This is a genomic window from Pseudomonas tehranensis, assembly GCF_014268615.1.
GTDB classification, from domain to species: Bacteria; Pseudomonadota; Gammaproteobacteria; order Pseudomonadales; family Pseudomonadaceae; genus Aquipseudomonas; species Aquipseudomonas tehranensis.
Genome location: NZ_JABWQV010000010.1, coordinates 1 through 14,161 on the forward strand (window position 1 = coordinate 1; position 14,161 = coordinate 14,161).

The following is a 14,161-nucleotide window of genomic DNA, read 5'->3' on the forward strand; positions in this document are numbered from 1 at the left end:
AGCCTCGTTGCACTCGTCAGCTCCTACAGGGCGCAACCCAATGGGCCACATCCGGCCTTGATTGCAGTCCTGCAACCCACGTGTTTTTTGTTAGAATCCGCCACGCGCCTAACAGGGCGCGTTTTTTTTCGCATCCGGTTCACCCTTTGCGAGGGTAGCCACCTGGAGAAATACCCATGACACCATCCATTGTCGTGGCGGCACTGTATAAGTTCGTCACCCTTGAAGATTACGTCGAGCTGCGTGAGCCACTGCTCAAGGCCATGCTCGACAACGGCATCAAAGGCACGCTGCTGATCGCCGAAGAAGGCATCAACGGCACCGTTTCCGGCACCCGCGAAGGCATCGACGGTTTGTTGGCCTGGCTCAAGAACGACCCACGCATGATCGACATCGATCACAAAGAGTCGTATTGCGACGAGCAACCGTTCTACCGCACCAAGGTCAAGCTTAAGAAGGAAATCGTCACCCTCGGCGTCGAAGGCGTGGACCCCAACAAACAGGTGGGCACTTATGTCGAACCGCAGGACTGGAATGCGCTGATCAGCGACCCGGAAGTCTTGCTGATCGACACCCGCAACGACTACGAAGTGTCCATCGGCACCTTTGAAGGCGCGATCGACCCCAAGACCACCAGCTTTCGCGAGTTCCCCGAGTACATCAAAGCCCATTTCGATCCGGCCCGGCACAAGAAGGTCGCGATGTTCTGCACCGGTGGCATTCGCTGCGAAAAAGCCTCCAGTTACATGCTCGGCCAGGGTTTCGACGAGGTCTATCACCTCAAGGGCGGCATCCTGAAGTACCTTGAAGAGGTGCCGCAGGAAGAAACCAAATGGCGCGGCGACTGCTTCGTGTTCGATAACCGCGTGACCGTCCGCCATGACCTTAGCGAAGGCGACTACGATCAGTGTCATGCCTGTCGTACACCGGTGAGCGTAGAAGACCGCGCTTCGGAGCACTACGTGCCAGGCATCAGTTGCCCGCATTGCTGGGATAAGCTGAGCGAAAAGACCCGGCGCAGCGCCATCGACCGGCAAAAGCAGATCGAACTGGCCAAGGCCCGCAACATGCCGCATCCGATCGGCTACAACTATAAGCAATCACCTTCCGAGGCTTGAACCATGGCGCCACGCCTGCTCTATGTGATGGACCCGATGTGTTCCTGGTGCTGGGGTTTTGCGCCGGTTGCCGAGGCACTGGTCGAGCAGGCGCAGGCCGCCGGGGTAGAACTGCACCTGGTGGTGGGCGGTTTGCGCACCGGCAGCGGTTCGGCCCTGGAGCCGACCACCCGACGTTATATCCTCGAGCATTGGCAGGCCGTCACCCAGGCCACCGGCCAGACGTTCAAGCTTGAAGGTGCGTTGCCGGACGGTTTTGTCTATGACACCGAACCGGCCTGCCGGGCACTGGTGACGGCCCGTGGCCTGGCGCCGGACCTGGCGTGGAAGCTGTTGAAGCTGATCCAGCAGGCGTTTTATGTCGAGGGTCGTGATGTGACCCACGCCAGCGTCCTGGTGGAACTGGCCGAACAGGCCGGACTGCCACGCATCGAGTTCGCCGCAGCATTTGACCGCGCCGAGCAACATGCGGCCACTGCTGCAGATTTCACTTGGGTGCAGGATCTTGGCATCGCCGGTTTTCCTACGCTGTTGGCCGAACGTGACGGTCAATTGGCCTTGCTTACCAATGGCTACCAGCCCCTGAGCCAGTTGTCGCCACTGCTGGGCCGCTGGCTGGAGCGCGCGGCCTGTGCCTGACCGGGCGGATGACGTATCCCTTGCGCCACGCGTCGACCGCTTGAGCTGGGCCGAAATCCGCCGTCTGGCCCTTAAACACAAGAAAGCCCTGTGGATCGCCAACGGCGTGGCCGTGCTGGCGACGCTGTGCAGCGTACCCATCCCGCTGCTGTTGCCGCTGCTGGTGGACGAAGTGCTGCTGGGCCAGGGCGACGCGGCATTGAAGGTCATGAACCATGCGTTGCCGAGCGGCTGGCAAAGCGCGGCCGGTTATATTGGCCTGATGCTGGTGGTGACCTTGGTCCTGCGATGCGGCGCTTTGCTGTTCAACGTGCTGCAGGCGCGATTGTTCGCCAGGCTGGCCAAGGACATCGTTTATCGCATTCGCGTCCGGTTGATCGAACGGCTCAAACGTATTTCCCTGGGCGAGTACGAAAGCCTGGGCAGCGGTACCGTGACCACGCACCTGGTCACCGATCTGGACACCCTGGATAAATTCGTCGGCGAAACCCTCAGTCGTTTCCTGGTGGCGATGCTGACACTGGTGGGCACTGCCGGCATTCTGGTGTGGATGCACTGGCAACTGGCGCTGCTGATCCTGTTGTTCAACCCGTTGGTGATCTACGCCACGGTGCAGTTGGGCAAACGGGTCAAGCATCTCAAGAAGCTCGAGAACGACAGCACCTCGCGCTTCACCCAGGCCCTGACCGAAACCCTGGATGCTATCCAGGAGGTGCGTGCCGGTAACCGTCAGGGTTATTTCCTTGGTCGATTGGGGACGCGGGCCAGGGAGGTCCGTGACTACGCAGTGAGCTCACAGTGGAAAACCGATGCCTCGAACCGCGCCAGCGGTTTGCTGTTTCAGTTTGGTATCGATATTTTTCGCGCAGCGGCGATGCTCACCGTCCTGTTCTCCGACCTCTCCATCGGCCAGATGCTGGCGGTGTTCAGCTACCTGTGGTTCATGATCGGACCGGTGGAGCAACTGCTCAATCTGCAGTACGCGTTTTATGCCGCCGGGGGCGCATTGTCGCGGATCAACGAGTTGCTGGCCCGTGCCGACGAACCGCAATACACCGGCAGTGTTAACCCGTTCCAGGGACGCGACACCGTGGGTATCGAAGTTCAGGGGCTGAGTTTCGGCTACGGCGACGAACTGGTGCTGAACCAGATGAATCTGTCGATTGCCCCCGGTGAAAAAGTCGCGATTGTCGGCGCCAGCGGGGGTGGCAAAAGTACCTTGGTCCAGTTGCTGTTGGGGCTGTACACGCCGCTGGCCGGGACCATCCGTTTCGGCGGTTCGACTCAGCAGGAAATCGGCCTGGAAACCGTGCGCGACAATGTTGCGGTGGTCCTGCAGCATCCCGCGCTGTTCAACGACACGGTGCGGGCCAACCTGACCATGGGTCGCGAGCGCACGGACGAGGCCTGCTGGCAAGCGCTGGAAATCGCCCAACTGCACCAGACGATCCTGAGTTTACCCAACGGCCTGGACAGCATCGTCGGGCGTTCCGGCGTGCGTCTGTCCGGCGGGCAGCGCCAGCGCCTGGCCATTGCCCGGATGGTGCTGGCCGAGCCCAAGGTGGTGATCCTCGACGAGGCCACGTCCGCGCTGGACGCCGCCACCGAGTACAACCTGCACCAGGCGCTGGCGCGGTTCTTGAGCAACCGCACCACCTTGATCATCGCGCACCGGTTGTCGGCCGTGAAGCAGGCCGACCGGGTGCTGGTGTTCGACGGCGGACAAATCGCCGAGGATGGCGACCATCAGCAACTGATTGCTGACGGGGGGTTATACGCCAAGCTCTACGGGCATCTGCAGCAGCATTGATCGCCGGGGATCAATCGGATTCGGTTGAAGAACTCATTTCAGTTGCCGGACGCTTACGGCGCTGTCCCCATATGACGTTCAACGCATCGGCTCCGCGCTCATGACCGAACTCCTTCATGACAATCGCGCAGGATTCGCAAGGAGGCAGGGTGGTGGCAAGCGTGATCGACTTGATGTCTTCAGGGTTTGGATACTTTTCGCTGATGTAGGCAATCAGCTTGCTTTCACTGTCTGCGGAGGTCACTCGACTGAGCCTGTCCGAAGTGCCCGGAGCGTCCATCAGATGAGGGATCGCCAGCAATTTCCCATCGGCGCTCAGGGTGAGGGACGCAGGGTCAATCGCGTTCCGGATGCCATCAACATTAAAGTAAGTGGCGTCTTTGAAGGTGACTTGCGTATGGCCGCTGTGGGATTTGAACAGGGGCAGGTGCCGGGTGTAGTCCTCGATTCCGGAAACGCTGACATATATTTCGTTGTTTCCTGCTGCCGTGATGACGTCGGCAAAAGCTATGTTTTTTTGGTTCTTGGTTGGAAGGGTTTTTTGCAGTTCCTGCATGGCGTCATGGATGGTCACCGTTCGGCCGGTTGATTGAGACGGGCCTGCAATGGAGGGGGATGTAAAAAGCGCGTTGAAGATGTTTGCGGTTGATTTCTGTATGGCTTCGGGTGCTTGTGTGGTGGGTTGCCACACGGCTGCCCCGTTAGGTAAATCAGAGACAATCATTCTGGTGCGACGATCGAATAACACCGCCTCGGCGGGGTAGGTACTGACTTTCAGCCACTTCATATTGGAGGGCGGATGACTCGGTGCGCCAATGGGGATCGAAATTTCATCGATCTTGTCCAGTGCCCGTTCGACCTGGTCTCTTCCGTAGATTCGCGCGGCATTGTTGGCATTCAGCGAACCGATATAAACCCGTTGCAGCTCTTCTCCCAAAGAGCCGGGCGTCAGGTCGTTTGGACCAAGCCTTTTCAGGCTCAGAGGAGACTCGACACTCTCAGTGGAGAGCAATCGGGTCATGTAATAATCATCCGTGTTCAAGCGGGTGAATATGTACGTGAAGTGCTCATCGATCGAGGGAATGATGAGCGCGCCGGTTTGATGGATATCGTCAATTTTTTCTGCCGAACCGGTTACTTTGATGCTGCCGTAAAGGCCGGTTTGAAATTCCAGGGTCGCCGTAATGGTTTCTCTGGGGATGGGGACTCTGCTGGAGAGACCGATCCATTGCGGTTTGCCTTTGTAGGTGTTGAGCTTGCCGTCCTTGAGTTCATAGATTTTCCCTTCGAAGGCGAGCAGGGCGCGATCGTTGGGATGCTTGGGCGTGGAGGGATAGAAAATCGCGTCACCAAACCAGGGCGCCCAGCTTAACTCGGTGCTGAACTCGCCCGCGGGTGGGCGCTCGGCAGGCTGGTCCGGCAATATATAACGGGTCTTGCACACCTCGTCTGGCGCACGCCGGACACGGCACGCAAGTTTCCTCAAGGGGGGGCTGTCATCCGTGTGGCTGATGCGGCGCAGGGTTCCCGCCTTCAAACGATAGGGCACGTCATCCACATAAAAGAGGCGGCCGCCATCGACTTCAAGCACCTCTCGTACGCGGGCATTTTCTGGCAACTCGACAAGGACTTCGCTATCGGTTTGGGCTCGCGTGCTGAAGTGGGAGCGGCCCGGTGACACTTCAGCGCCCAGTTCAGGGCCGTAGGGCCGGGACGATAAAGGGTCAATCAACCGGTAATCAGCGCTGCCTGTGGCTGCGGTGTTGCGCACAGGAACATCGTCAATGCCGCGCACCGTGCTCAATTGGTCATTGATTGTCAGTGGACGCCAGCGGCCCGGATCCGTGACCTGACTCATGCCTTGGACGAAATCGTATTGGCCGGCGCGCCCGGACAATGTCTTGAGACTGAGGTAACCCTTTTTGCCGAACCGGTACACGCTCTGGCTGCCTGCTCGCAGCAAGGAGGCAATGCCGTCGAGCGGGTTCAGGGTGGCGTTGAGCAAACTACCTGTGAGCGTTGCAAAGGCAGGCAGCGCTTTGCCAATGCTCAACTTGCCCGCGGCGCTGACCAACTTCAGCGAGCCTGAGGCAAACTTGCCGATGGGCCGGGCGAAGACAACAAAATCAGTGAACAGGCCAAAGGCTCCACTCACCAGGCGATCACGGTCTCCCGAAGCCAGGTCTTCGATACTGCCCCAGAAGGGCACAAACATTTTTATGATTTCCAGGGTTTTTTCACGCTTGGCCTTTTGACGGTCGAATTCAGTTTCGCCATAACAACGGTCGTAGAGCTGTTTTTCGTCAACGAAAAGCAGCTTCTCGGCAATGTAGCAGGCCACGTCCAAGGTGATTTTCGATTCCAATGTCCGCGGTAGGCTATGGTCGGTGTCGCTAATATTCGATTCACCGAACGTGACGCCAAGCGGGTCCAAGATGGCTTGGCATTCTGCGTGAGCGCCGGGGACAGTGCCGTTTACATGGGCATCCCAATCGAACGGAAGGGTTTTATGGCGAAGAACATCCACACTCACCGCTGAGCCGCGGCTGACTCTCCAGTGTTCGATTTTGCGCTCTGCGCCGAGATGGTGTGGCTCAATATCCGGTCGTGGGCGGATCACCCCAGCCCGCGGGAGCAGTTCGTAGTACGAGGTTTTGCGCTGGCTCGTCGTTTCCAGAATGAAGCCATTACGCGCGCGCAGGGGCAGTGTCTTATCTTCGGTTTCATTGCTGGCTTCAATGCCCGTGGTTTCTTTTCTGAGGCTGTAGACCTTTATCACGCCCTGCTCCAGGGCTTGGCGATCAGCCAGGGGCAGTGATGCGAGCAGATGGATGATTAACGTGCGATAGGCGCTTCTGATGAAGCTGAGGTAGATGTCGAAATGGGTTTTGAACGTTTGCTCGATATCGGGGAGCGTTCGGTTCTGCTGGGGAATGGCGGTAAAACCGGGCCCGGCAAAGTTAGTCTGTAGGGTTGCATCGTGGTCGATCCTGAACCAGACATCGGTGATGACTTTTCCATCGGGCCGGGTGACGAACCATTTATGTTCGGTGAGTTGGCCGGATGCATACACATCCGCGAATGTGTAGGTTTGGGGGGCGAGTCTTCCAATGGGGCCACTGAGTCGAGTCACGGGGGCGGCATACGTGCTGGCCTCTTTCACCAGCTTCCTGCCATCCGTCACGAACCGGCCGTCTGCGAAGAGCTTCGCCATTTTAAGCCTGGCAATGTTCAGCCTCTCGGGGGGGCGGCTATCCAGCCAGTTGACCGCCCGGGTCAAGCTATCGATGGTGAAGTCAAGCTTTTCTACAGCAGTTTGTATCTCCGGCAGGGTGTAGTGCCCGTCGGCCTTATGGGCAACCAGGCCGTTTGTCACGGCCCATTCCAGCATGGGTTTCAACCTTGTCAGGGTGACCAGTTTCAGGTCATCAGCCGTGGCTTCACTGGCGTATTGGCCAGGGAAGTCGACCAGTTGCTGGAAACTCAGTCTTTGCAGCAACGTCGGGTCGATCGCGTCAGCAAGATACACACCATGGGCAAAATTCACCCAGACGGTGGAGCTTCGATAAGGCAGCTGCGACGGTATATCGCGAATCTGGAAGTGTGGCGGGAACAAGGGTTGATAAAGACACGCAAGCAGAATGGATTCGTTCACTGTCGCGGCGCGTTTTGAAGACAGCAGATGCGCCTCGAACTCGGCCCGAATCTGCCCATAGCTTTTCCCCCAGTTGGACGAATGTTGCCACGGGTAACCGGCGATACTGTCCGGGCTCTTGTTTTGGCCGTTTTCGAGCCAAAGACGAATGGCGTGGGCGAGCAACTTGGCGCATATCCCCGCAGCCGTGTCCTCACCGGGTCTGCCGCCGAACCAGCCCAGCGCTTGCAATAACCTGGTTGCCAGTTTCCGGGCGTTCGTCGATTGCACAATAGCGTCCAGATACGCCGAAGGCTTCGCCCGGATTTGCGTCGTCGTCAATGTGTCGATATCCAAAGCGCCGAGGTAGGCCAGCAATGGGGTGTGCGGCGTAGGCAGGAATTGACGTACTGTGTCAGTGATCAGGTTTTCAGTGTGGGGGCTCAAGGCGTCGATGTTTATTCCATGTCCAAGTCCCAGCGTGTGGTGAGCGCGTTTCTCTTCCAGCGCATTTATCGTGGCGTTGCGTTGCTCGGTGTTTTGCGGATTGCAGGGGGTAATACCGTAAAACCAGGTCATTTGTGCAAATGTTACTTGGCCGTCGAAACGAATTTGCCCACCCAATAGTCGAGCAGTTTTTTCAACCTGTGCACGCAGGCCGTTCCAAGAGGGAGCGTTGTTCAGTGGAATCTGAATGGTGGTTTCTCTGTTCCTTGAAAGTGTCTCGTAGATGGCTTTGCCGTCTTTTAAAGTGACGATCAAGTGGTAATGAGGGGCGCTCAGCGTTTTGCACAACGCCTGATAGTTTTTGTCCTGGATGAGCGTGTGCAATGCTCGTTGTCCGGTTTCATTTTCCAACGCCATGGGTGAACAAAGCCTGGGCTTGACCAGACTGTCGGCCAACGTCAGCAGCGGTGTCTGATGGTTTCGAACGAGCGATAACATGGCCTCGTAATCGCCCAGCAAACCCTGATGTTTTTCGGCATAAGAGGGTGTCGGGCTCAGGCTCGTTGAAAGGCCGGGGGCGGCGGTAGATTGCATATGGAGGTTCCTAGTGATTAACGAACGTTTCTCTACATGCCTCGATAAAGTGCAAGGTCTAGAGAAGGTCCGTATCAAAACAGTCCAGGCAAACCCGGGGTGGTAGATAGGTATGGCGGGCAGGAAAGTTGTAACGGTGTTTGGCAATTACCAGGGTTTTATCGCCCCTCTTGTCCCAGGCATCCAAGGGCATGGGGTGTCAAATAGTGTCCGGCCTCTTGCGGGGAGCTGCTACGCCTCCTAGTCTTGCGGGAATGAGCGGTCTGAATGCTGATCGCCTACGCCTATGCAAGGGATCTCATGACTCAAGCGCGGACTCTCGGAACCCCCCGGTTGTTGGGCATCGTCTGGCCTTTTATCGCCGTCGTCCTGTTTCAGGCATTGTTGGGGGGTGTCAGTCTTTACGTGTTGTCTGCGGTGCGCGGCTACGTGGCGGGGGAAAGCCTTTGGTCCAAGGGCCAGAAAGACGCCATTTACTACCTCAATCTTTATGCCGACAGTCGCGACGAAACAATCTTTCAAAAGTATCAGCGGGCTATCGCCGTACCTGAGGGCGGGCATGAGCTGCGGGTGGCCCTGGACCGTCAGCCGCCGGATCTGGAGGCGGCACGGGCGGGAATCCTCAAGGGCGGCAACCACCCGGACGACGTGTCCAGTCTGATCTGGCTCTACCTGAATTTTCGGCACTTCAGTTACCTGGAAGAGGCTATCGATCTCTGGACGGTGGGCGACGGCTACCTGATTGAACTGGATGACGTCGCCCGCCAGATGCACAGCCGGATTTCCGCAGGTCAGGCGTCTGAGGCCGATATTCGCGGCTGGAAGGCGAAAATCTTTGCCATCAACGATTCCGTCACCCCGGCAGCCAAAGCTTTCAGCGATGCGCTGGGAGAGGGTTCGCGCTTCATCCTGCGCCTGTTGCTGGTGACCAACTTCGCTACGGCCCTGGGATTGATCGTGCTGGCGCTGTTGCGCACGCATAAACTGCTGGCCCAGCGGCAGGGCTTCGCCAACGCCTTGCAACTGGAAAAGGAGCGGGCGCAGATCACCTTGCAGTCCATTGGCGATGGCGTGATCACCACCGATGTGGAAGGGGCAATCGCCTACATGAATCCCGCCGCCGAAGCGATGACTCACTGGAAGGCCGAGCACGCCACGGGACTGCCTCTGGCCGCCCTGTTCAATTTGCTCGATGACAACGCCCAGAGTGAGGGGCTGACCCTGATCGAACATATTCTCAGCGGCCGGCTCGGTGGCGGCAGCGAGCATTCCAAGTTGATCCAGCGCCTGGATGGCAGCACGGTGTCCGTCACCCTGGTGGGCGCGCCGATCCGCCATGCCGGCAAGGTCAGCGGAGCGGTGCTGGTGTTGCACGACATGACCCAGGAACGCCAGTACATCGCCAACCTGTCATGGCAGGCCACCCACGATGCCCTGACCGGCCTGGCCAATCGCCGGGAATTTGAGTATCGCCTTGAACAAGCCTTGCACAATCTGACGCGCCAGGTGGGGCGTCATGCATTGATGTTCCTCGACCTGGACCAGTTCAAGCTGGTCAATGACACCTGTGGTCATGCGGCGGGTGACGAATTGTTGCGTCATATTTGCGCGTTGCTGCAATCGGGATTGCGGGAAAACGACACCCTGGCCCGATTGGGGGGCGATGAGTTCGGTATTCTGCTGGAGAACTGCTCGCCGGAGGCCGCGGAAAAGATCGCCGACGGCTTGCGCCAGACCGTACAGAACCTGCACTTTGTCTGGAAGGGCCGTCCATTCGTAACCACGGTGAGCATTGGCCTGGTGCATATCGCCCAGAGCCCAATGACGCTGGAGGCGTCCCTGCGCGCTGCTGATATGGCCTGTTACATGGCCAAGGAAAAGGGCCGTAACCGGGTCCAGGTCTATCACGCCGACGACTCGGAACTGTCCCTGCGCTTTGGCGAGATGGCGTGGGTCCAGCGCCTGCACATGGCCCTGGAGGAGAATCGCTTCTGTCTTTATGCCCAGGAAATCGCCGCGCTGGGGCCGGGCGACCATGGCGGCGGGCATATCGAGATTCTGTTGCGCCTGCATGACGAAGCCGGAAGGATGATCCTGCCGGACAGCTTCATTCCCGCTGCGGAACGCTATGGCTTGATGACGTCTCTGGATCGTTGGGTGGTGGAAAATGTCTTCAAGATCATCCGTCAGTGCCTGAACGATTCGCGGCAGGGACCGATGGCCATGTGTGCGATTAATCTGTCAGGCACAACTATCGGAGATCAGGCATTCCTTGATTTCCTGCGTAAACAGTTTGCGGCCTACTCGATTCCACCAGAAATGATTTGTTTTGAAATAACAGAGACGAGTGCTATTTCAAATTTGGGCAGCGCCATCCGCTTTATCAATGAACTCAAGAGCTTGGGTTGCTACTTCTCGCTGGATGACTTTTGTGCCGGAATGTCTTCATTCGCTTACCTGAAACATTTACCTGTAGACTTCCTGAAGATCGACGGGAGTTTCGTAAAGGATATGCTGGACGACCCGATTAACCGTGCAATGGTCGAGGTGATCAATCACATCGGCCACGTCATGGGTAAGCGCACGATTGCCGAGTTTGTTGAAACTGCCCAGATCGAGCAGGCGTTGCTGGAGATCGGGGTGGATTACGCTCAAGGGTATGTGATTGAACGCCCGCAATTGTTTACCTGTGATACGTTGCAATGTAGGCCGGCCCGGCCGCAGCCGCTGTTATTCAAGGCCCCCGGCACGTTCCGCTGAACCTCTTGTTGATCCGGAAAAAATCACAATCAAAAGGAGCCCGACAGTGATCGACACATTCAACCGAACAGGCCCGCTCATGGACGCCACAAGCTATCCGAAATGGGCACAACAGCTCATTACCGATTGCAGCGAGAGCAAACGCCGGGTTGTCGAACACGAGCTGTATCAACGCATGCGCGATAACAAGCTCAGCGCCAAGACCATGCGCCACTACCTTATTGGTGGTTGGCCGGTCGTTGAACAGTTCGCTTTATACATGGCACAGAACCTCACCAAGACACGCTTTGCCCGCCACCCCGGCGAGGATATGGCGCGTCGCTGGCTGATGCGTAACATTCGTGTCGAACTCAACCATGCCGATTACTGGGTCAACTGGAGCGCCGCCCATGGCGTGACCCTGGAGGACCTGCAAGCGCAGCAAGTGCCACCCGAACTTCATGCGCTGAGCCACTGGTGCTGGCATACGAGTTCTTCGGACTCGCTGATCGTGGCGATCGCCGCGACCAACTATGCCATCGAGGGGGCAACCGGGGAGTGGTCGGCACTGGTGTGTTCCAGTGGCGTCTACGCGGCGGCTTTCGCCGAGGAAGACCGCAAGCGAGCCATGAAGTGGCTGAAGATGCACGCCCAGTACGATGATGCCCATCCCTGGGAAGCCCTGGAAATCATCTGCACCCTGGCGGGCATGAACCCGAGCAAGGCTCTGCAGACCGAGCTGCGCCAAGCTGTCTGCAAGAGCTACGACTACATGTACCTCTTCCTGGAACGCTGCATGCAACTGGAGCAATCGGAGTCCGTGGGGAAAACCTCACCGACCCGTGAGCGTCTGGCGCTGGCCGGGAGCTGATACCCGATAGCCAACCCATGTGGGAGCGAGCCTGCTCGCGAAGGTGTCACGACAGTCAACGGGGAGGTTGACTGCTTGATCGCCATCGCGAGCAAGCTCGCTCCCACAATTGTTTTGGGTGAGCGCTGGCTCCAACCCACCTTCAACCCCTGTGGGAGCGGGCTTGCTCGCGAAAGCGGAGGGTCAGTTGTAAAGATCTTTAATTTACCGACATCTTCGCGAGCAAGCCCGCTCCCACATTTTTCGACGGTGTTCACAAAATCTGTAATTGCTGGTTTTCACCCCGCCATCGCCAGCCGGTTACGGCCCTCGCGCTTGGCCACGTACAACGCGTTGTCGGCCCTGCGCAGCAGGCTTTCGACTGACTCACCCGGCAGCAGGGTCGCGCAACCCAGGCTCACCGTCAGTTCGATCCGCGTCCCTGCGGCAAAATAATCCTGCGCCTGGGCGGCATGACGCAGCCGTTCTCCGACCATGGCCGCGGCATCCCGGCTGGTGTTCGAGAGCAGAATCAGGAATTCTTCGCCACCGAACCTGAACACCATGTCCACATTGCGCAGCTGATTCTTGATGGCCTCGGCCACGCCCTTCAATACCTCATCGCCGATGCCGTGCCCATGAATGTCGTTGACGCGCTTGAAATGATCGATGTCCAGCATCAACAGTGACAGCGGTTGCAAATGACGCTTGGCCATATCAACTTCACGGATCAGCGTCTGGTCCATGGCGATGCGATTGCCCGTGCCGGTCAGTGGGTCACGCAGGGCGCTTTGGGTCGCGGCGCGGTAGAGCAGCGCATTGCGCAATGGAAACAGCAGCGTCGACAACACGGACTCAAGGTCGGCCTGTTCGGTCTCGGTGAAGCGCTGGTTACGGCGAAACACCAGCTCGCCCAGATACTCGCCTTCATGGCTGAGGTTATAGGTGAGGGTGTGATGCCCGCGTTGCCCCAGCTCCAGACGCAGATCGCTGGGGCTGTGGCGGTAGATCAGTGCGTCCAGCGGCACCAGCCGCTGAACTTCACGGAAAAACAGCCCCAGGATCCGTTGCGGCTCCAGGCTGGTCTGCAATTGCTGGCTCAGCTGCTGACGCAACTGCGAAAGATTGACAGAGCGTGCCACCAGCGGTGATGGCTGGCCAAAGCCCAGGCGCTGCAGTTTGGCGCTGTCGAAATCAATCGCGTTGATCTGGGTTGGCGTTTTCATATGGCGTGGGCCCCTAAGCGAATCTGTCCTGACAGGTTGGGCGAGGCGGCTTTGGGCGGCGCGTCGTACTGGTCCTTCAGTCCCGTAGGACATCTGATTTGAGTTTAGTCCGCTTTACCTGGCAGGCATAAGTCTCATCTCAACATCCATTCCCGCCGAACATGGCGTGTTTGAGGATCTTTAGAGCGAAAGTCGTGCCATTCGGTTCAGTAGAATAAAAACCGGTTAGGAATCAATGGATTGATCCGGGTTCGCCAAGCCCCTGTCGTCACTGGGTGACAGGGGCTTGGCGGTTCGCCTGGCTACGTATGGGGGGGCAGGGACGTCGCGACGGTAAACCGACGCGACGTCAAGGCGAGTGGTTACTGCGCGTTGAATGCCTGGCCGTTGACACCGGTGCTATCCGGTCCCATCAGGTACAGGTAAACCGGCATGATTTCTTCAGGTGTAGGGTTGTTGAGCGGGTTTTCCCCCGGGTAGGCCTGGGCGCGCATGCTGGTGCGGGTGGCGCCGGGGTTGATGCTGTTGGCGCGCACCGGTGCGACGGTATCGACTTCATCGGCCAGGGTTTGCATCAGCCCCTCGGTGGCGAACTTGGAGACGCCATAAGCGCCCCAGTAAGCCCGTCCCTTACGCCCGACGCTGCTGGAGGTGAACACCACGGAGGCGTCCTTGGACAGCTTGAGCAGCGGCAGCAAGGTGCTGGTGAGCATGAACATGGCGTTGACGTTCACCTGCATCACCCGCATGAAGTTCTCGCCGGACAACTGCTCCAGCGGCGTACGCGGGCCGATGATCGAGGCGTTGTGCAGCAGGCCGTCCAGATGGCCGAATTCGGTTTCAATCATCGCCGCCAGTTCATCGTACTGATGCGGCAGGGCGGTTTCGAGATTGAACGGGATCACCGCCGGCTGTGGATGCCCGGCCGCTTCGATTTCATCGTAGACCTGGGTCAGGTTGGCTTCGGTCTTGCCCAGCAGCAATACAGTAGCGCCGTGGGCGGCATAGGCCTTGGCGGCTGCGGCGCCGATGCCGCGACCTGCGCCGGTGACCAGGATGACCCGGCCATTGAGCAGGTCGGGGCGGGCGGAATACTCAAACATA

8 protein-coding genes are annotated in these 14,161 nt (G+C 58.3%); 5 read left to right on the plus strand and 3 right to left on the minus strand.

Features of this window, described 5'->3' with window-relative positions:
* The first annotated feature begins 176 nt into the window (after window positions 1-176).
* The 3 genes from trhO to HU811_RS04155 are packed head-to-tail and all read left to right on the plus strand — an operon-like array spanning window position 177 to window position 3,567.
* Window positions 177-1,118 (plus strand): oxygen-dependent tRNA uridine(34) hydroxylase TrhO, encoded by a 942-nt coding sequence (gene trhO / locus HU811_RS04145; protein ID WP_092458466.1) that lies wholly within the window; start codon window positions 177-179, stop codon window positions 1,116-1,118.
* A 36-nt stretch (window positions 1,119-1,154) separates the two neighbouring features.
* On the plus strand, window positions 1,155-1,757 hold the full coding sequence (locus HU811_RS04150; RefSeq protein ID WP_171061403.1) for a DsbA family protein: 603 nt from the start codon (window positions 1,155-1,157) through the stop codon (window positions 1,755-1,757).
* Window positions 1,750-3,567 (plus strand): ABC transporter ATP-binding protein, encoded by a 1,818-nt coding sequence (locus tag HU811_RS04155; protein ID WP_186654175.1) that lies wholly within the window; start codon window positions 1,750-1,752, stop codon window positions 3,565-3,567. Before HU811_RS04150 ends, HU811_RS04155 begins: the two co-directional genes overlap by 8 nt.
* A gap of 10 nt (window positions 3,568-3,577) precedes the next feature.
* Here the strand turns inward: HU811_RS04155 and HU811_RS04160 are convergent, their stop codons facing one another.
* Window positions 3,578-8,242 carry a deaminase domain-containing protein gene (locus tag HU811_RS04160; protein WP_186654178.1) on the minus strand — a complete coding sequence of 1,555 codons (4,665 nt, stop codon included), beginning with the start codon at window positions 8,240-8,242 and terminating at the stop codon, window positions 3,578-3,580.
* A 300-nt stretch (window positions 8,243-8,542) separates the two neighbouring features.
* On the opposite strand from HU811_RS04160, the gene HU811_RS04165 reads away from it, so the two are divergent.
* Together HU811_RS04165 and HU811_RS04170 are read left to right on the plus strand one after the other, a co-directional pair.
* Window positions 8,543-11,002: an EAL domain-containing protein gene (locus HU811_RS04165; RefSeq protein ID WP_186654246.1), complete on the plus strand. Its 2,460-nt coding sequence runs from the start codon at window positions 8,543-8,545 to the stop codon at window positions 11,000-11,002.
* Window positions 11,003-11,081: 79 nt separating this feature from the next.
* Window positions 11,082-11,852, plus strand: coding sequence for an iron-containing redox enzyme family protein (locus tag HU811_RS04170; protein ID WP_189673988.1), 771 nt, complete (start codon window positions 11,082-11,084; stop codon window positions 11,850-11,852).
* Window positions 11,853-12,130: 278 nt separating this feature from the next.
* Here HU811_RS04170 and HU811_RS04175 read toward each other — a convergent pair whose 3' ends face one another.
* Window positions 12,131-13,057: a GGDEF domain-containing protein gene (locus HU811_RS04175; RefSeq protein WP_092397627.1), complete on the minus strand. Its 927-nt coding sequence runs from the start codon at window positions 13,055-13,057 to the stop codon at window positions 12,131-12,133.
* Between the two features lie 362 nt (window positions 13,058-13,419).
* Window positions 13,420-14,160, minus strand: coding sequence for a YciK family oxidoreductase (locus tag HU811_RS04180; protein WP_186654184.1), 741 nt, complete (start codon window positions 14,158-14,160; stop codon window positions 13,420-13,422).
* Window position 14,161: the final 1 nt, after the last annotated feature.